We start from the raw sequence: 18321 nt of genomic DNA, 5'->3' as shown, positions 1-18321 counted from the left end.
GTCACCCCTGCACGAACCTCCCCAACCGTTGGCGCAGCATGTGGTTCTCGCTGCGCAACTGCTGCACTTCGTCCAGCAACTCCAGCGCCAGGGCCACCCCTTCCCATTCGAGCTCCAGCTGATCATGCAGCTTCACCGCGCGCTTGAGGGTGACCGGCGCGCGGTCGTCGAACACCCATTCCTCCGGCGTTCGCCCCGAAGGTTCAACAATGCCGTGCTCGACGATCTCGATCACACAATCGGCCGTGAGGTCGGCTTCCTGGCAAAGGGTACGCATGTCCAGTTGAACGATCAGGGTGCTGCTCATGATCACTTACTCCATTGAGTCCTCGGATTGAACGCGGCTTTCTCGGAGAGCTGGGTCCACAGTGCGCGCGTTGCGTCATCGGATTGGGCGGGCATCACGACTTTGAGCTGGGCGTACAGGTCGCCGCGCTCGCCCTGCTTGTTCAGCAGGCCCATGCCCTTGACCCGCAGGCGCTGGCCGCTCTGGCTGTCGGGGCGGATGGTCAGGTTGATCTTGCCGGTCAGGGTCGGCACGGCCACCTTGGCGCCGAGCGCTGCCTCCCACGGTGCCAGCGGCACGGTGATGATCAGGTCATGACCTTCGACATCGAACAGCGGGTGCGGTGCCATGCGGATGGTCAGGAACAGGTCGCCATTGGCGCCACCGCCCACGCCCGGCGCGCCCTGGCCCTTGAGACGGATGCGCTCGCCGTCGGTCACCCCAGCAGGGATCTTCACGTTCAGGGTCTTGGTGGTGAACCCGGTGCGCTGGCCGGCAGCGTTGGTCTGCGGCACCTGGAAGCTGATCTGCTTGGATTCCTTGTTCAGGGTTTCCTCGAGGAACACCGCCAGTTCCAGTTCCACGTCCTGCCCTCGCCTGCCGGCACTGCGTTGTTGCCGGCCACCGCCGCCACCGAAGGGGTTGCCACCCCGGGCGCCGAAGATCGAGCTGAAGAAATCGGAAAAATCGCCGCCCTCGAAGCCACCGCCGCCGCCATTGCCGCCACGGGACTGCCAGCCAGGCGGTGCCTGGAACGGCCGGCCATGCTGGCCGCCATACTTGCGGATCTCGTCGTACTCGGCGCGCTTGTCCTTGTCGCCAAGCACTTCGTAGGCCTCGTTGGCCTCCTTGAACTTGTCCTCGGCGTCACGCTCCTTGCTGACGTCGGGGTGATACTTGCGCGCGAGCTTGCGGTACGCGGCCTTGATCGCCTTCTCGTCCGCGCTCGCCTCGACGCCGAGTATCTTGTAATAGTCTTTGAAGTCCATCTATGGATCACCGATGTGAATGTACGTATTGCTACTGAAGATTGGGGTCAAGCATAGCCTTTCAAGGTTCATCCGGGGTTGAGCTATCGCAGACGACCGGTCTTGATTTAGCCGCAGAACGGCATAAACTGCGCGGCCGTTTTGCCTCCGGAAGCTTTCTCCATGTCTGACGTATCCCCGGCCCGTGCCCTCGGCATCGACTTCGGCACCTCCAACTCCACGGTCGGCTGGCACCGCCCTGGCGCCGAATCGCTGATCGCCCTGGAAGACGGCAAGATCACCCTGCCGTCGGTGGTCTTCTTCAACATCGAGGAACGTCGCCCAGTGTATGGCCGCCTGGCCCTGCACGAGTACCTGGAGGGCTACGAAGGCCGCCTGATGCGCTCGCTCAAGAGCCTGCTGGGCTCCAAGCTGATCAAGCACGACACCAGCGTGCTGGGCAGTGCCCTGCCGTTCAAGGACCTGCTGGGCATGTTCATCGGCGAACTGAAAAAGCGCGCCGAAGCCGATGCCGGCCGTGAATTCGACCAGGTGGTGCTGGGCCGCCCGGTATTCTTCGTCGACGAAGACCCGGCCGCCGACCAGGAAGCCGAGGATACCCTGGCGGAAGTTGCGCGCAAGATCGGCTTCAAGGACGTGTCGTTCCAGTACGAACCGATCGCCGCGGCCTTCGACTACGAGTCGGGCATCAGCCGTGAAGAGCTGGTACTGATTGTCGATATCGGCGGTGGTACCTCGGACTTTACCCTGATCCGCCTGTCGCCCGAGCGCCACCTGGTGGCCGAGCGCCAGGACGACATCCTCGCCACCGGCGGCGTGCACATCGGCGGTACCGACTTCGACAAGCAGCTGAGCCTGCAGGGCGTGATGCCACTGTTCGGCTACGGCAGCCGGATGAAGAGCGGCGCGTTGATGCCCACCAGCTATCACCTCAACCTGGCCACCTGGCACACCATTAACGCCCTGTATGCGCAGAAGTCGCAGCTGGCCCTGGGCAGCATGCGCTACGACATCGAGGACACCCTCGGCATCGACCGCCTGTTCAAGCTGATCGAGCAGCGCGCCGGGCACTGGCTGGCGATGGAGGTGGAAGCCAGCAAGATCGAGCTGACCGAGCGCGACAGCCGGAGCATCGACTTTGGCCGGATCGAACCGCAGCTCTCGGCCGAGCTGACCCGGGCACTGTTCGAAGATGCAATTGACGGTCTGCTCGAGCGCGTGCGCGGCAGTGTGAGCGAACTGCTGGCCAAGGCCGGCGTGAGCGAGAGCCAGGTGGACACGGTGTTCTTCACCGGCGGTTCCAGCGGCATTCCGGCGCTGCGCAACAGCGTGGCGGCGATGCTGCCCAATGCGCGGCATGTGGAAGGCAATATCTTCGGCAGCATTGGTAGCGGCCTGGCGATCGAGGCGCGCAAGCGCTACGGCGTGCTCTGATCGATTTGGGGCCGCTTTGCGGCCCTTTCGCCGGCAAGCCGGCTCCCACAAAAGCTGGTACGCACCTCTCCTGTGGGAGCTGGCTTGCCAGCGAAAGGGCCGCAAAGCGGCCCCGGTGATCCTCAGACCAGCTCAGCCCGCTTCAACTCGCTCTTCAAGTAGGCGTAATAAATCGGCCCCGCCACCACCCCCGGCAGGCCGAACGCCGCCTCGAACACCAGCATCGCCAGCAACAGCTCCCAGGCCTTGGCACTGATCTGCCCGCCGACGATCCGCGCGTTGAGGAAGTACTCGACCTTGTGGATAACGATCAAGTACCCCAGCGCCGCCATCGCCACCCAGATCGACAGCGACAGGCCAACGATGGTGATCAGGGTGTTGGACATCAGGTTGCCGATCACCGGCAGCAGCCCGAGCAGGAAGGTCAGCACGATCAGGGTCTTGGTCAGCGGCAGGTGCACGCCGAACAGCGGCAACACCACGGCGAGGAAGATGCCGGTAAAGAAGGTGTTGAGCAGCGAGATCTTGATCTGCGCGAAGACGATGTTGCGAAACGCCTGCACCAGCAGGCTCAGGCGCTCGAACAAGGCTGCGGCCAGGGGCTTGCGCCGGGAAATGTCGGGGATGCGCTGCAGGGCGACGATGGCGCCGAGGATCATGCCGATCAACAGGGTCACGAACATGTGCGCCATGCCCTTGCCGACCAGTTGCAGGTCGCTCAGGTGGCTCTTGATCCATTCGCCGATGGCCACCTTGAACTCGGCGGCGCTGGCCGGCAGGTAGGCTTCGATGAACGGCGGCAACTGGCCACGGGCACGCTCGACCAGGCCCATGAACTTGTCCAGCGAGGCGCCGGGGTTCTCGGCCTCGTGCAGCAGGAAACTGAAGGCGCCGGCAATCAGCAGGGTGAGCGTGCTCACCACCAGGGTGCCGAGCAGCGCCACTGCCAGCCAGCGCGCGCGCTGTCCGGCGATCAGCGGCTGCAGCCTGGGGGTGAGCATGTTGACCAGCTCGAACACCAGCAAGCCGGCGAGCAGGCTCGGCAGCAGCTTCAGGGGCAGCGCCAGCAACAGGCCGGCCATGACGATGATCCAGCTGGCCAGGGTGACCTGGCGGGGGGTGAAGGTCATACAGCCTCGACGGCAGACAGCGGAAAGTCCCGCAGTCTGCCAGCCTTCACGGCAGAGGCATAGGCGCAGGTCATTTCTTCTTCAGGCAGTCGCTCATGAAGGTCTTGCGCTCGTCGCCCTTGAGCGCCTTGGTGGTGGCGTCGGCGTTGCAGGTTTTCATCTTCTCCTGCTGGGTGGCGGCAGGCTTGGCCTTGAGGCAGGTGCTCATGAATGCCTTGCGTTCGTCGCCCTTGAGCGCCTTGGCGGTGGCGTCGGCGTTGCAGGTCTTCATCTTTTCCTGTTGCGCGGTGGCGGCAAATCCTTGCCCCGCGATCATCATGCCCAACACCAGCAGGGGTACGTGCAGCAGCTTCATGGAGTGGTCTCCTTGCCTGCGCGCCGGATGCGCGCTCGTCGCTGCTGAGTGTAGACAAGAATTTTTACATCTCTGTCCGCGCCCGCCGTCGGTACTGTTCCGGCGTGCACCGGGCCTGGCGCTGGAACATGGCGATGAAAGCCGAGGCGCTGCTGTAGCCGAGGTCGAAGGCGATGGCCTGGATCGCGGTACCCGCCTCGAGCGCCTCGATGGCGCGCAGAAAGCGCAGGCGCAGACGCCATTCGCCGAAGCTCATCCCCAGTTCACGCAGGAACTGCCGCGCCAGGGTGCGCTCGCTGACATGCACCTGCGCGGCCCAGTGGGCCAGCGGGCGGTTGTCGCCGGGTTCGCCATGCAATTCTTCAAGCACCTGGCGCAGGCTGTCGCTGCGGGCGAAGGGCAGGTAGCAGGTCTGGGTCTGCGCCAGGTGCAACTGGTCGAGCAGCACCTGTGCGAGGCGCTGGTCACGCTCGTCCCGGGCGATGCGCAGGTCGCGGCGGGCGAAGTCGCCGAGGATCGCCTTGAGGATGTCGCTGATCACCAGGCTGCAGGGTTGCGCCGGCAGCCCGGCACACAGGCTGCGGTCAAGGTAGACCGAGCGGTAGACGATGGCCTGGGGGTTGTAGCAGCCATGCTCGGTATCCGGTGGCACCCACACGGCGTAGTGCGGCGGCGAGATGAAGCGCTGGCCTTCGACGTCCAGATGCATCAGGCCATGGGACGCGTAGTTGAGCTGGCCCCAGGGGTGACGGTGCGGGGCGCTGTGGGTGTCGGCACCGAATTCGTCGTAGCGAAAGTACACCGGGGCCGGGAGCTGGTCGAAGCGGGGAATGTCGAGGTACTTGCGGGCCATGCTGTCTGCTTCGCGGGGTAGGTTGTCTGGATGGAAGTATAGGCATGCAAGCAGACAAGCGATAATACCCGCCGTCATACCCTCCCTGCAGGAGCGAGCCCGCTCCTGCAGGGGACACCCGTTACCTGAGAGCACCAATGAACTACCTCTTCCCCCTCATCGCCATCCTCATCTGGGCCGGCAACACCGTGGTCACCAAGATGTCCGCGGGGGCCATCTTCCCGGCCGAGATCGGTTTCTATCGCTGGCTGCTGGCCGGCCTGCTGTTCACGCCCTTCCTGCTGCCCCAGGTCTGGCGCAACCGCGCGGCGATCCGCCCGCACCTGGGCAAGGTGTTCGTGCTGGGCGTGCTGGGCATGGCCATCTACCAGAGCCTGGCGTACTTCGCCGCCAGCATCACCAGCGCCACCAACATGGGCATCATCCTCTCGCTGATGCCGCTGATGTCACTGGCCCTGTCCATCGCCTGGCTGGGCCAGCGCCTGAGCTACGGCGCGCTGCTGGGCGCGATCGTGTCGTTCTTCGGCGTGCTGGAAGTCGTCTCGGCCGGGCAGCCTGGCACGCTGCTGCACCAGGGCCTGAACAGTGGCGACCTGATGATGCTGGTGGCCACCCTCGCCTATGCGCTGTACAGCTTCCTGCTGAAGAAATGGCAGCTGCGCCTGCCGCCGCTGCAGTTGCTCTACCTGCAGGTGCTGGTGGCGATCCTGGTGCTGCTGCCGCTGTTCGTGCTGTCACCGAAGACCGGGCTGAACGGCCACAACTTCGGCCTGATGCTGTATGCCGGCCTGCTGGCCTCGATGGTCGCGCCGCGGGTATGGATGCAGGCCGTGCATCGCCTGGGCCCGAGTCGCACAACGCTGTTCTTCAACCTCCTGCCGGTGGTCACGGCGGTGATCGCCGCCGTGGTGCTGAACGAGCAACTGGCCAGTTATCACCTGGTCGGCGGCTTGCTGACACTGGTCGGCGTGCTGCTGGCCGAGCGCTGGACAACGCCAGTACGGCGCACGGTCACAACCCCGCGGCCTTGAGCCGCGCGGCATGTTCGGTGAACAGCCGCACCGGCTCGGCGCCCTTGCCCACGGCGCCGAGGGACTGGTTGACGATGTCCAGGTGGTCGAGCGGATAGTCGTCGCCGATCACCTGGCCCAAGTGCGAGCTGAAACGCCCGACCATGCCGTCGCAGTGACCCTTCTCGCGCACGAAGCTACGGGCGAACAGACGGCAGAAGCGATTGCTGCCGTCGAAGCGGTTCAGCCCCTGGTCGGTGCGCCCCGGCTGCAAGGTGCCTGACCAGGAGTAGTAACGCACGCCGTTCACCTCGGCCGGCCCCTCGCCGCCCCAGACCTCGGGCAGCCCCTGTGGATAAGCCTGGTTGAACAGCGCCACCCCGGCGCTGGTCAGCGACTGGTGCGAGGCATGCACGTCGATCGGCAGCGGATCGCGGCGCCAGCCGGTCTCCAGCCAGCCCAGCAGCACGGCGAAACCATGCAGCACGGCCTTGAGGATACGCCCCTTGGCGGAGTCGCCCGGCGCCGTGCGTTCAAGGTGGTCGGCCAGCTCCGAGCCATGGTTGGGGCCGGCCACCGAGGTCACCGAGGCCACCCGGCCTGGCCGCTTCGCCGCCGCATAGCGGGCACTGAGCGCGCCCTGGCTGTGGCCGATCAGGTTGACCTTCTCGGCCCCCGTACGCCGGCAGATGTCCTCGATGATGATCAACAGCTGCTCGCCACGCACCTCGCTGGAATGCAGCGGCGACACCTGCACCGGATACACCTGCGCGCCGCCCCGGCGCAACGCCGGGACAATGCCGAACCAGTAGGGATACAGCAGCGCCCGCACGAAGCCGAGCATGCCCGGCACCAGTACCAGTGGATAACGCGTGGCCAGTTCCTGACTCATCACCCTGCCCTCTTCCATGGACGACCGGCCCACACTACAGCGCGCCCTGTGCCATTCGCAATCGAACTCCCGGCGCGCCGTGCGGTTCCAAGCAGAACAGACCCTGAGCAAGGAGCGGGACCATGTACAAGCGAACCCTGGCCATCCTTCTGGCAAGCGCCACCCTCGCCGCCTGCGGCAGCCGCCCGGAAAACCCGGTGGACTACGTCACCTACCGCGACGAGCCGCTGGTCAAGCAGGTGGAGCACGGCATGACCATGCAGAAGGTCATCGCCATCGGCGGCAGCCCATCGAGTGTCAGCGACCTGCCCCACGGCGGTACCTGCAACGACTACATCCTCAACCGCGATGGCCAGCAACAGCCCTATTACGTGCGCTTCGACGCCACCGGCCATGTCGACGCCAAGGGCTTCAAGACCTGCAAGCAACGCCAGGAAGACAGCGACGCCGTCCACGGCGCATGACACCCCATGACTACCCTGATCCTTTCGGAGATGAACATGAGCGTTGAACTGACCGATGTGAAAACCCTGCGCGAACGTGCCCGCCAGCATGTCGAGCAAGGCGCGGTGACCGAGGGTTACCACGCCGATCGCGAGAAAATCCTGCGCCTGCTCAACGAGTCGCTGGCCACCGAGCTGGTCTGCGTGCTGCGCTACAAGCGTCACTACTTCATGGCCAGCGGTATCAAGGCCAGCGTCGCCGCCGCAGAGTTCCTCGAGCACGCCACCCAGGAAGCCGAGCATGCCGACAAGCTGGCCGAGCGCATCGTGCAACTGGGCGGCGAGCCGGACTTCAACCCCGACAACCTGACCAAGAACTCCCATGCCCAGTACGTGGCGGGCAGTTCATTGAAGGAGATGGTGCTGGAGGACCTGGTGGCCGAACGGATCGCCATCGACAGCTACCGCGAGATCATCCAGTACATCGGCGACAAGGACCCGACCACGCGGCGCATCTTCGAAGACATCCTGGCCCAGGAAGAAGAGCACGCCGACGATATGTCGGATCTGTTGCAGGGCTTGTAATGTTGGGGGCGCTGCGCGCCCCAATCGCCGGCAAGCCGGCTCCCACAGGCGATCGGTGATAACTGTGGGAGCCGGCTTGCCGGCGATCGGGCCGCCAAGCGGCCCTACTTCTTGGCCTTCACCGCCGCCGGCGCCTTGCCGGCGCGCATCTGCTGCAACAACGGCGTGCACTGGTTGGGCACATCCCCGCTGCTCGGCGCGATCAGCGCCAGCAGCCCCGCCGCAGGCCCCGCCACCACACCCAACGCCACCATCCCCGCGCCGCGCAATGCCAACGGCACCGCCTGCACACCGGCACTCGGCTTGGCGAAAGGCCCACGCACATACAACGGCGAGCGCAGCGAGAACAGCCGTAGCCCTTTCGATTCCGGGGTGATCTTCAGGTCCAGTTGCTCGCTGGCGAAATTGGCCGTGCCGTCGATGTGGATGATCGCATTCTCGGTATCGAACACGAACAGTCGGGTGGTCGCCAGGCCCTCCTTGATGCCGACATCGGCTGCGGCACAGTTGATCTTCACCTCTTCGTCACCGAACAGCTTTCCGATCACGTAGTTGCCCACGTTGAGCCCGGCGATCTCCATCAGGCTGCGGCTGATGGCGCCATCGTTGATCAGCAGGCGCAGGTCGCCGTTGGAAGTACCGAGCAGCGCCGCCACCGAGTTGCCCCTGCCACTGATATCGGCGTCGCCGTTGAGCTCGCCGAAGCTGGTCTGCATGGGCGCAAAGCTGGGGAACAACTGCTTGAGCTTGAAGCCCCGGGCGGTGAGCTGGGCGCGCCCCTGCAGCGGCGTGCTGCGCCCGTCCAGGCGGATGTTGGAATCGAGGTTGCCCCCGGCCACGCCGAAGCGCAGCGGTTCCAGGCGCAGCAGGCCGTCCTCGAGAATCACATGGGCAGACAGGTCATTGAACGGCAGTTTCTCGCTGTGCACGATGCGCTTGCCGGCGAAGGTCACGTCGGCATCCATCGCCCGCCAGCGCTCGGTGCGGAACTCCTCTACCGGCAACACCTTGTTGGCCGGCTGCTTGCTTGCGCCGCCACGGGCCTTCTGCTCGGCGTTCGAATCGGCGCCGATCAGCGGTGCCAGGTCCTTGAACAGCAGTTGATTGGAAACCAGGTTGCCGGACAGTTTCGGCCGGGGCTGGCTGGCGACGAAGGCCAGGTCGCCATGGATATCACTGTCACCGATCTTGCCGTTGAAGCCTTCATAGCGGAAATGCGCGCCCTCGGCGGCATGCAGGTTGGCGCTCAGGTGGCCGTCGGTGGCGTAGGGCGGCGTGTCTGGCAGGGTCACGCCGGTCAGCGGGTAGAGGTTGCCCAAGCTACTTCCGGACAGCTTCAGGCGCAGGTCGAGGGCGCCCAGGTTGCGGGGATCGGTCAGGGTACCGGCAAGGGCGACATGGGTGTCGCCGATGCGCACGTCGGCCTGCAGCGGGAATGGCTGGCTGGCATCCTGCAGCGCCAGCAGGCCGCCGATCTTGCCGGTGCCGGCCACCGCCTGGCCCTTGTAGCGCCCCTGGGCCTTGAAGCCGAAGGCATAGTCCTGGGCATTGCCGGCTTTCTCGGCGCGGGCCTTGCCGACGATGTCGCTGAACGGGATCGGCTTACCCAGCGGGTCGACCTGCACCTTCATGCTGGTTTTCAGGGTCTGGTCGTCGAAGCTGACATTGCCCTGGTCGAAGCCGATCGCGCCGATGTCCAGCACCCACTTCGACGGCTCCTCGTGCTCATCCTTGGGCCCGAAGTCGAACACCCAGTTGGCCCGGCCATCGGCCAGGCGGGTGAGGCTGGCACTGGGCTTGACCAGGTCGATGCGCGGGATGCTGATGCGCTGGACGATCAGCGGCAACGGCGCCAGGCGGAAGTCCACCCGCTCCAGGCCCACCATGCGCGGTTCCTTGAGCCATTCGGGGTTGCCCAGGGTGAGGTCTTCGGCGGTGAAGTGCGGCCAGGGCACGAAGGCACGCCAGCCGCCCTCCTCGGGTTCGGTGCGCCAGTGCACGGCGAGGTTGCCGTTGATCGCGAAAGGCCGGTGCAGGGCTTCGGAGACTTTCTCGTTGAGCAGCGGCTTGACGCGGTTCCAGTCGAAGGTGGCGATCACCACCACCAGGATTGCCAACAAGGTGGCCAGGGTGGCGAAGGTCCAGACGATGATTCTGGCAGGGCGCGTCATTGCGTGATTCTCCTGACTGCATGGAAGGCGGCGCGACGATGGCACTCATTATGTCGGACTGATGAAAACCCGCCGGGTTTAATCCGTGCAGCATGATAACCAAGATTTTCCTGACGATTTCCCCAGCTTTTGGTCTACGGAGCGTGGCAGTGTTACCGGGGAGTCGACGTGCCTCAATGCTCGGCGCATCGCCGAAAACATTGAGACAGAGCGCTCCACACACAGTATCAATGCCGTCGATTGTTACCATTATCCTGATGAACTTTTCTCTGGAGTTACCGGGCGTAGCATTGGCTCCGTACCCACTTTCCAGCCCCCCAGAGGAGCACCGAATCATGAAACGCCATCTGCTGCTGAGCCTGACCCTGTCCGTACTTGCTGCCAACGCCTTCGCCCTGCCAGCCGAAGACCAGCACCTGAGCGCCGAATCGCGCTCCAGCGCCATCACCGTCAGCCAACCACTGAACACCCTGGCAGAAGGTGGCGCCGAGCGCCTGCAGGAACGTGCAGGCCGTGTGGCCGAAGGCGGTGCCGAACGCCTGCTCGAACGTAACAACCGTGTTGCCGAAGGTGGCTCTGATCGCCTGATCGAACGCAATGACCGTGTCGCCGAAGGTGGTTCGGATCGCCTGATCGAACGCAACGACCGTGTCGCCGAAGGTGGTTCCGATCGCCTGATCGAACGCAACGACCGTGTCGCCGAAGGTGGTTCCGATCGCCTGATCGAACGCAATGACCGTGTCGCCGAAGGTGGTTCGGATCGCCTGATCGAACGCAACGACCGTGTCGCCGAAGGTGGTTCCGATCGCCTGATCGAACGCAACGACCGTGTCGCCGAAGGTGGTTCCGATCGCCTGATCGAACGCAACGACCGCGTCGCCGAAGGGGGTTCCGATCGCCTCAACGAACGCAACAACCGTGTAGCCGAGGGTGGCTCGGATCGCCTGGTCGAACTCAGCCGTGTGAGCTGATCGCCATGGCCGAAAACAACAACCCTCCGTGCGGTAGCTGCTCCCCTCCAAGCCCGGTCCATTGACCGGGCTTCGTTTTTCTATCCAGAATGCCCAGCCGTACCGTCATAGAAGCCTGCCCCATGCTGCCGCGCGCCGAACAGAAGCTACAAACCCGCCAGGCCCTGCTGGATGCCGCCTGCCTGCTCATGGAGAGCGGCCGGGGCTTCGGCAGCATCAGCCTGCGCGAGGTGGCCAAGGCCGCCGGCATCGTGCCCACCGGCTTCTACCGCCACTTCCCCGACATGGACGCCCTGGGCCTGGCCCTGGTCGCCGAGGTGGACACCACCTTCCGCCAGACCATCCGCCTGGTGCGCCATAACGAATTCGAACTGGGTGGCATCACCGATGCCTCGGTGCGCATCTTCCTCGACGTGGTCGCCGCCCACCGCGCGCAATTCCTGTTCCTCGCCCGCGAGCAGTACGGCGGCTCGCAACCGGTGCGCCAGGCCATCGCCCGCCTGCGCCAGGACATCAGCAGCGACCTGGCCACCGACCTTGCGCGCATGCCGCGCTGGCGGCACCTGGACGGCGCCGCCCTGGCGGTGATGGCCGACCTGGTGGTCAAGACCGTGTTCGCCACCCTGCCCGAGCTGATCGACAGCCCCGAGCCAGGTCATGCACAGGCGCTGACGGCACAGGAAAAGATCACCCAGCAGCTGCGCTTCATTTTTGTCGGCGCTCGGCACTGGCAGGGGCTGGGCAATCCAGGCTGAGATTTTCGCCCAAGCCGGATCTTGGCAGCGGCGGTGCCCCACGAACCCCTTGTCACTTCTGCTACCATGGCGCCCTGCCCGACCGTCCACGAGCGCCACCATGTCCGACCCCCGTCCCGCACTGACCCGTTTCCAACAGCACTTCGCCGAGCGCATCGTGCCGCTGTGGCAAGGCCCGGGGTGGAACGCCGACATGGCCCTGCCGTACGAAGCCCTGGACACCCAGCACCGACCACTGCCGGTGCAACGCTACCGGGCCATGGCCTGCGCCCGCCAGCTGTACCTGTTCAGCAGCCGCATCGAACAACCCGGCGCGGCCGAACGCGCCGCGGCGTTGTTCCGTTCGTTGCAGAAGCACTTCCACGACGCCGAGCACGGCGGCTGGTTCTACAGTATCGATGCCCAGGGCAAGCCGCTGGACCGGCGCAAGGACCTCTACACCCACGCCTTCATCGTCTTCGCCTGCGCCCATTACCTGGGCAAGGTCGGCGAAGGGCTGGTGGAAGCCACGCTCAATGGCGCCCTCGAGGTGATCCACGAGCAGTTCGCCCGCGACGATGGCCTGTACGAGGCCAGCCTGGGTGAGGATTGGTCAGACCTGGGCAGCGGCCCGCTGCAGAACCCGCAGATGCACCTGGCCGAGGCCTTCCTCCAAGTGCTAGCCGTGCGCGAGGACGACGACGTTAGCCAATCGCTGCTGAAGCTGTGCGAAGCGCTGCAGGCGCAGTTCGTCGAACCGGCCCATGGCCTGATGCTGGAGAAGCCGCGCGGGGCTGTGGATAACTGGTTCGAGCCGGGCCACCAGTTCGAATGGTTCTACCTGCTCGACACTTCCGAGTTGTTGCGCGGTACTGCGCTGCATGCCTCCATCGAGCGGGCCTTCGACTTCGCCGAACAGTGCGGCGTGAAGGATGCTGCGGTGCTGGCGACGTTGGATGTGGACGGCAAGGTGATCGACGCGACACAGCGTATCTGGGCCCAGGCGGAGTACCTGCGAGCACTGGCCCTGCGGCCGGGAAGCGAGGCGCGGCTGCTGGAGCAACTCACGGCGCTGGAGTCACGCTTCCTGCATGAAGGCGGCTGGCATGAGTGCCGCGATGGCGAGGGGGCGGTGAGCCGCCATGACATGCCGTCGACCACGCCCTATCATCTGGCGACTTGCCTCGAAGGTCTGCAGCGCCTGATCTGACGCTATCGCGGGGCGCTGCGCCGATGCGACTTGCCCCGCGATCATCGGCGAATCAGCCTTTCGCCGACCGGTCGATCGAGAACCCTGCCCAGTCCTGGCTCACCGGCATCAGCTCAAGGCTGTTGATGTTGATATGCGCCGGCTGGTTGAGGATCCAGAAAATGGTCTCGGCGATGTCCTGCGGCTGGATCGGCTCGGCGCCAGCGTAGGTGGCGTCGTACTTGGCCTGGTCGCCGCCGAAACGCACCAGCGAGAACTCGCTTTCGCACAGCCCCGGCTCGATGTTGCTGACCCGCACGCCAGTGCCGCGCAGGTCGCAGCGCAGACTCAGCGAGAACTGGCCGACGAAGGCCTTGGTGCCGCCATACACATTCGCGCCCGGATACGGGTAGTTGCCCGCCACCGAACCGACATTGAGGATCGACGCGCCGCGCCCGTGGGCGATCAGGCGCGGCAGCAACAGGCGGGTGGTGTACATCAGGCCCTTGATGTTGGTGTCGACCATGGTTTCCCAGTCGTCCAGGCTGCAGTTCTGCGCCGCATCCACACCCAGTGCCAGGCCGGCATTGTTGACCAGGCCCTGGAGCTTGTCGAAGCTCGGCGGCAGGCTGGCGATGGCGGCCTCCATGGCCTGGCGATCACGCACATCGACCACCAGCCCGTGCACCTCGGTCTTGGCCGAGAGTTCTTGGCACAGCGCATCCAGGCGCTCCTTGCGGCGACCGGTGAGCACCAGCTTCCAGCCGGCATCGGCGAAACGGCGGGCGGTGGCTTCACCGAAACCGGAGGTCGCGCCAGTGATGAATACGGTGGATGTCATGCTCTTCTCCTTGGGTGTGCTCGGCAGGCCTTGCAGCATGCCCGGCGCAAGCGTTGTCGACAACCGTTTCAGCCACTGGTCAAAAAACGTACAGACGCTGAAAAGCCCCGTGATTGCGGGCTTTCGTCAGGCTATGCGCATCTTATCCACAAGGCTTTCCCCACAGATTGGGGGCAACTCGTCGGCTCCAGGGAACCTTTGCCTGCTGTGGACATCTGCCCGTGATGGCGCAACGCTTTCAACCTGCCGTCTGCGGCGGTCTGTCCAAAGTTTTTTCACAGACTTATCCACAGAATCCGAACAACTGTGGATGAACCGCGCTGCTGCTAAAAACCCTCAATAAATCATGCACAAGCAAGACCTGATCAAAAAACGAACAGATCCTTGGAGGCGTTGCTACACAAGGGCTTGAGCAAGGTGCCACCATGTTTTCCACAGGCGGTTCCACATAATCCGTGGAAAGTTTTCCAGCTGTGGAAACAATGGCTTGCGTGGGGATTGTGGTGTGCTGCCGGAAAGATATGCGACAAGTTGTCCACATGTGTCGGAAGGCATAAAACGCATCGCGGGGCAAGTCGGGTTGCCGCACCGACTTGCCCCGCGATTTACTTCAGTGCCCGCCCAGGTAGGCGTTACGCACCTCCTCGTTGACCAACAGCTCCTGCCCCGTCCCGGTCATGCGGATCTGCCCGTTGACCATCACATAGGCCCTGTCGGACAGCTTCAACGCATGGTTGGCATTCTGCTCGACCAGGAAGATGGTCATCCCAGTCTGCGCCAGCTCGCGCAGGGTCGAGAAGATCTGCTTGACCACGATCGGCGCCAGGCCCAGCGACGGCTCATCGAGCAGCAACAGCTTGGGCCGGCTCATCAGCGCCCGGGCAATCGCCAGCATCTGCTGTTCACCCCCGGACATGGTCATGGCCCGCTGGTTGCGCCGTTCCTTGAGCCGCGGAAACAGCTCATACATGCGCTGCATGTCCTGGTCGGCATGCTTGTCGCCGATCGGGATGGTGCCCATCATCAGGTTTTCCTCGACGGTCATGTCGGGGAACACGCGCCGCCCCTCCGGGGACTGGGCGATGCCATTGGACGCGATGTAGTGCGACGACTTGCGGGTGATGTCGGTGCCGCGATAGACGATCTGCCCGGATGCCGCGCGCGGCTGGCCGAAGATCGACATCAGCAGCGTGGACTTGCCCGCGCCGTTGGCGCCGATCAGGCTGACCGTCTCGCCTTCGTTGATGTGCATCGAGACCTTCTTCAGGGCCTGGATCGGCCCATAGAACACATCCAGGTCCTTCAGCTCAAGAATGGGCGCACTCATGTCAGTTCCTCTTCGTCGGCACCCAGGTAGGCGGCAATCACCGTCGGGTTGTGGCGGATATCCTGCGGTGATCCTTCGGCGATCACGTTGCCGTGGTCGAGCACGACGATATGGTCGGAGATGCTCATGACCATGCCCATGTCGTGCTCGATCAGCACCACGGTGATGTCATGCTCGTCGCGCAGCACACGGATCATGCGGCTCAGCGCTTCGGTTTCCTGGGGGTTGAGGCCGGCAGCCGGTTCGTCCAGGCAGATGATCTTCGGCCGCGTGCACATCGCCCGGGCAATCTCCAGGCGACGCTGCTGGCCGTAGGACAGCTCGCCGGCCAGGCGGTTGGCGCAGTCCACCAGGTCGACCACCTCCAGCCAGTAGAACGCATGGTCGAGGGCATCGCTCTCGGCCTTGCGGTAGCCCGGAGTATTGAGCACCCCGGCCAGCAGGTTGCGGTTGACCCACATGTGCTGGGCCACCAGCAGGTTCTCCACCACCGACATTTCCTTGAACAGACGGATGTTCTGGAAGGTGCGCGCCAGCCCGGCGCGGTTGACCAGGTGGGTGCCGCCGAACATCTTGTAGTACAGGCGGTTGGCAAAGCGTGCCGGCGAAACGAAGTCCGCCGCCCGGAAGCGCTCGCCGAGCAGCTGGATGACGTTGGTGTGGCTGCCGCGCACGTTCAGCTCGATCCGCCCGCCGGTGGCCTTGTAGAAGCCCGTGAGGCAGTTGAACACCGTGGTCTTGCCAGCGCCATTGGGGCCGATCAGGGCGAAGATCTGGTTGCGTTTGACCTGCAGGCTGACATCGCTGAGCGCCTTGATCCCACCGAACTGCATCATCAGGTTGTCTACAGACAGAATGACTTCGTCGCTCATGGCGCCACTCCTTTACGCGGGACTACGCCGGTACGGCTGATGCGGATCAGCCCTCGCGGTCGCCAGATCATCATCAGCACCATCAGCACGCCGAACAGCAGTACCCGGTACTCGGAGAAGCTGCGCAGCAGCTCCGGCGCCACGGTCAGCACGAACGCCGCGATCACCACGCCCACGGTCGAGCCCATGCCGCCGAGCACGACGATGGCCAGGATCAGCGCGGACTCGAAGAAGGTGAACGACGATGGGTTGACGAAGCCCTGGTAGGTGGCGAAGAACACCCCGGCAAGGCCTGCGGTGGACGCGCCGAGGGTGAACGCGGAAAGCTTGACCAGTACGTGGTTCAGGCCCATCGAGCGGCAGGCGATCTCGTCCTCGCGCAAGGCTTCCCAGGCGCGGCCCACCGGCATGCGGGTCAGCCGGTGCTTGATGTACAGCACCGCCAGCACCACCAGGAACAGCACTGCGTAGATGAACACGAACTTGAGGTTGGCGTTGTATTCGAAGCCGAAGAACTCGTGGATCGGCACCCCGCCGTCCTTGGCCCGGCGGCCGAACTCCAGGCCCAGGAAGGTCGGCGACGGCGCCGGCATGCCGTTGGGGCCGCCGGTGAACGACAGCCAGTTGTTCAGCACCAGGCGGATGATCTCGCCGAAGCCGAGGGTGACGATGGCCAGGTAGTCGCCATGCATGCGCAACACCGGGAAGCCGAGGATGCACCCCGCCAGCGCCGCGGCAATGGCCGCCAGTGGCAGCACGCTCCAGAAGCCCAGGCCCAGGTACTGATAGCCCAGCGCCAGGCCGTAGGCACCGATGGCGTAGAACGCCACATAGCCCAGGTCGAGCAAGCCGGCCAGACCGACCACGATGTTCAGGCCCAGCCCCAGCAGCACGTAGATCAGGCCGAGGATGACCACGGTCAGCAGGTACTTGTTGGCGAAGATCGGGAACACGATGGCGATGACGATCAGCGCCGGGATGATATAGCGCAGGCGCGACTTGTAGTTCGGCGCCAGCACATGCACGCCAGAACCGCCGCTGTCGAAGCCCTGAAGCATGCGTTGGCCGGTCGGCGTCTGCAGGAACAGGCTGAGGATGAAACGCCCGATCATCACGCCGCCGACCAGCCAGGCGACGCGGGCGGGTTCGGCGTTGAACGTGTAGCCATCGAGCACCACGCCGACGACGGGGCCGAAGACGATAAGGGCCAGCAGGCCGGCGACGATGGTCTCCAGCAGGCTGCGTTTAAGGTCGAAACCCTTGGTTTGCGAAGGAGAGGCAGTATTGGCAACGGACATGTTTCACACCTTAGCCACGAGCGGGCGACCCAGCAGGCCTTGGGGACGGAAGATGAGGATCATCACCAGCAGCGAGAAGCTGAACACGTCCTTGTAGTCGGAGTTGATCAGGCCGGAGAACAACGACTCGGAAATCCCCAGGATGATCCCGCCGAGCATGGCCCCCGGCAGCGAGCCGATGCCGCCGAGCACCGCGGCGGTGAAGGCCTTGATGCCGATGATGAAGCCGGCGTAGAAGTCGAAGGTGCCGTAGTTCATGGTGATCAGCACGCCCGCCAGCGCGGCCATCACCGCACCGATGACGAACACGTAGGAGATCACCCGGTCGGTGTTGATGCCCAGGATCGAGGCCATCTTGCGGTCTTGTTGCGTGGCCCGGCACATGCGCCCGAGCTTGGTGTACTTGATCACGTAGGTGAGCAGGCCCATGCCGACGAAAGCGGCCACCAGGATGAAGATCTTGGTGTAGGTGAGCTGCACGAAGCCGGTGCCCACTTCGACGCGCATGGCGCCTTCGAGCAGGGTCGGCACGCCTTGCTGGCGAGCGCCCTGGCTGATCTGCGCGTAGTTCTGCAGGATCAGCGAAATGCCAATGGCGCTGATCAAGGGCGCCAGGCGGGTGGAGTTGCGCAGGGGTTTGTAGGCGATGCGTTCGATGGTGAAGCCATAGACGCCAGTGACGACGATGGTGAACAACAAGGTGCCCAGCATCAGCAGCGGAAACGACTCGATACCGAAGTAGGCCAGCAATGCCAGGCTGATCGCCGCGAGGTACGCGGAGATCATGTACACCTCGCCGTGCGCGAAGTTGATCATGCCGATGATGCCATAGACCATTGTGTAGCCGATGGCGATCAGGCCGTAGACCGACCCGAGGGTCAGGCCGTTGACCAGTTGCTGCAGGAAAATACCATCCATAACGCAATCTCACCTGATTGAGA

Annotated in this window: 19 protein-coding genes; 7 read left to right on the top strand and 12 right to left on the bottom strand. The window is 64.3% G+C overall.

Features of this window, described 5'->3' with window-relative positions; all coding sequences use genetic code 11:
- Nucleotide 1 precedes the first annotated feature (1 nt).
- Entirely contained in the window at nucleotides 2-307 is a 306-nt protein-coding gene (locus AAHK21_RS16855) for a chaperone modulator CbpM (RefSeq protein WP_367857835.1), read from the bottom strand.
- A 2-nt stretch (nucleotides 308-309) separates the two neighbouring features.
- Nucleotides 310-1275 (bottom strand): curved DNA-binding protein, encoded by a 966-nt coding sequence (gene cbpA, locus AAHK21_RS16850; RefSeq protein WP_046854027.1) that lies wholly within the window; start codon nucleotides 1273-1275, stop codon nucleotides 310-312.
- Between the two features lie 162 nt (nucleotides 1276-1437).
- Between cbpA and AAHK21_RS16845 the strand changes: the two genes are divergently transcribed.
- The gene (locus AAHK21_RS16845) at nucleotides 1438-2709 is read left to right on the top strand and encodes an Hsp70 family protein (RefSeq protein WP_046854026.1); all 1272 of its coding nucleotides are present in this window, start codon (nucleotides 1438-1440) and stop codon (nucleotides 2707-2709) included.
- A 122-nt stretch (nucleotides 2710-2831) separates the two neighbouring features.
- Here the strand turns inward: AAHK21_RS16845 and AAHK21_RS16840 are convergent, their stop codons facing one another.
- The 3 genes from AAHK21_RS16840 to AAHK21_RS16830 form a co-directional block, all read right to left on the bottom strand.
- The gene (locus tag AAHK21_RS16840; RefSeq protein ID WP_046854025.1) at nucleotides 2832-3839 is read right to left on the bottom strand and encodes an AI-2E family transporter; all 1008 of its coding nucleotides are present in this window, start codon (nucleotides 3837-3839) and stop codon (nucleotides 2832-2834) included.
- A 70-nt stretch (nucleotides 3840-3909) separates the two neighbouring features.
- Nucleotides 3910-4194 carry a PsiF family protein gene (locus tag AAHK21_RS16835; RefSeq protein ID WP_023630090.1) on the bottom strand — a complete coding sequence of 95 codons (285 nt, stop codon included), beginning with the start codon at nucleotides 4192-4194 and terminating at the stop codon, nucleotides 3910-3912.
- A 64-nt stretch (nucleotides 4195-4258) separates the two neighbouring features.
- Complete coding sequence (locus tag AAHK21_RS16830) at nucleotides 4259-5047, bottom strand: helix-turn-helix transcriptional regulator (protein WP_367857834.1); 789 nt, start codon at nucleotides 5045-5047, stop codon at nucleotides 4259-4261.
- 137 nt (nucleotides 5048-5184) lie between these two features.
- Between AAHK21_RS16830 and AAHK21_RS16825 the strand changes: the two genes are divergently transcribed.
- The gene (locus tag AAHK21_RS16825; RefSeq protein ID WP_367857833.1) at nucleotides 5185-6078 is read left to right on the top strand and encodes a DMT family transporter; all 894 of its coding nucleotides are present in this window, start codon (nucleotides 5185-5187) and stop codon (nucleotides 6076-6078) included.
- On the opposite strand, the gene AAHK21_RS16820 is transcribed toward AAHK21_RS16825, so the two are convergent.
- Nucleotides 6059-6949, bottom strand: a complete 891-nt coding sequence (locus AAHK21_RS16820) for a lipase family alpha/beta hydrolase (protein ID WP_367857832.1) — start codon at nucleotides 6947-6949, stop codon at nucleotides 6059-6061. The two genes, AAHK21_RS16825 and AAHK21_RS16820, sit on opposite strands and share 20 nt — an antisense overlap.
- Nucleotides 6950-7071: 122 nt before the next feature.
- On the opposite strand from AAHK21_RS16820, the gene osmE reads away from it, so the two are divergent.
- Complete coding sequence (gene osmE, locus AAHK21_RS16815; RefSeq protein ID WP_367857831.1) at nucleotides 7072-7413, top strand: osmotically-inducible lipoprotein OsmE; 342 nt, start codon at nucleotides 7072-7074, stop codon at nucleotides 7411-7413.
- A 6-nt stretch (nucleotides 7414-7419) separates the two neighbouring features.
- Nucleotides 7420-7977: a bacterioferritin gene (locus AAHK21_RS16810; RefSeq protein WP_023631202.1), complete on the top strand. Its 558-nt coding sequence runs from the start codon at nucleotides 7420-7422 to the stop codon at nucleotides 7975-7977.
- Between the two features lie 104 nt (nucleotides 7978-8081).
- On the opposite strand, the gene AAHK21_RS16805 is transcribed toward AAHK21_RS16810, so the two are convergent.
- Nucleotides 8082-10148, bottom strand: coding sequence for an AsmA family protein (locus AAHK21_RS16805; RefSeq protein WP_367857830.1), 2067 nt, complete (start codon nucleotides 10146-10148; stop codon nucleotides 8082-8084).
- A 335-nt stretch (nucleotides 10149-10483) separates the two neighbouring features.
- On the opposite strand from AAHK21_RS16805, the gene AAHK21_RS16800 reads away from it, so the two are divergent.
- From AAHK21_RS16800 to AAHK21_RS16790, 3 genes are all read left to right on the top strand, one after another.
- Nucleotides 10484-11119: a phage infection protein gene (locus tag AAHK21_RS16800; protein ID WP_367857829.1), complete on the top strand. Its 636-nt coding sequence runs from the start codon at nucleotides 10484-10486 to the stop codon at nucleotides 11117-11119.
- 122 nt (nucleotides 11120-11241) lie between these two features.
- The gene (locus AAHK21_RS16795; RefSeq protein WP_102683958.1) at nucleotides 11242-11874 is read left to right on the top strand and encodes a TetR family transcriptional regulator; all 633 of its coding nucleotides are present in this window, start codon (nucleotides 11242-11244) and stop codon (nucleotides 11872-11874) included.
- Between the two features lie 100 nt (nucleotides 11875-11974).
- The gene (locus AAHK21_RS16790) at nucleotides 11975-13063 is read left to right on the top strand and encodes an AGE family epimerase/isomerase (RefSeq protein ID WP_367857828.1); all 1089 of its coding nucleotides are present in this window, start codon (nucleotides 11975-11977) and stop codon (nucleotides 13061-13063) included.
- A 52-nt stretch (nucleotides 13064-13115) separates the two neighbouring features.
- Here the strand turns inward: AAHK21_RS16790 and AAHK21_RS16785 are convergent, their stop codons facing one another.
- From AAHK21_RS16785 to AAHK21_RS16765, 5 genes are all read right to left on the bottom strand, one after another.
- Complete coding sequence (locus AAHK21_RS16785; protein WP_023629361.1) at nucleotides 13116-13883, bottom strand: SDR family oxidoreductase; 768 nt, start codon at nucleotides 13881-13883, stop codon at nucleotides 13116-13118.
- A gap of 610 nt (nucleotides 13884-14493) precedes the next feature.
- The gene (locus tag AAHK21_RS16780) at nucleotides 14494-15210 is read right to left on the bottom strand and encodes an ABC transporter ATP-binding protein (RefSeq protein WP_023629375.1); all 717 of its coding nucleotides are present in this window, start codon (nucleotides 15208-15210) and stop codon (nucleotides 14494-14496) included.
- Nucleotides 15207-16082, bottom strand: coding sequence for an ABC transporter ATP-binding protein (locus AAHK21_RS16775; RefSeq protein ID WP_031314650.1), 876 nt, complete (start codon nucleotides 16080-16082; stop codon nucleotides 15207-15209). Before AAHK21_RS16775 ends, AAHK21_RS16780 begins: the two co-directional genes overlap by 4 nt.
- The gene (livM, locus tag AAHK21_RS16770; RefSeq protein ID WP_367857827.1) at nucleotides 16079-17380 is read right to left on the bottom strand and encodes a high-affinity branched-chain amino acid ABC transporter permease LivM; all 1302 of its coding nucleotides are present in this window, start codon (nucleotides 17378-17380) and stop codon (nucleotides 16079-16081) included. The genes AAHK21_RS16775 and livM overlap by 4 nt, the downstream gene beginning before the upstream one ends.
- Before the next feature lie 3 nt (nucleotides 17381-17383).
- Nucleotides 17384-18298, bottom strand: a complete 915-nt coding sequence (locus AAHK21_RS16765; protein WP_019098910.1) for a branched-chain amino acid ABC transporter permease — start codon at nucleotides 18296-18298, stop codon at nucleotides 17384-17386.
- Nucleotides 18299-18321: the final 23 nt, after the last annotated feature.

Origin of the sequence: Pseudomonas sp. TE50-2, from assembly GCF_040813665.1 — a bacterium.
GTDB classification, from domain to species: domain Bacteria; phylum Pseudomonadota; class Gammaproteobacteria; order Pseudomonadales; family Pseudomonadaceae; genus Aquipseudomonas; species Aquipseudomonas soli.
The sequence above is the reverse complement of the archived record's forward strand: the minus strand, read 5'-3'. Positions and strand labels throughout refer to the sequence as shown.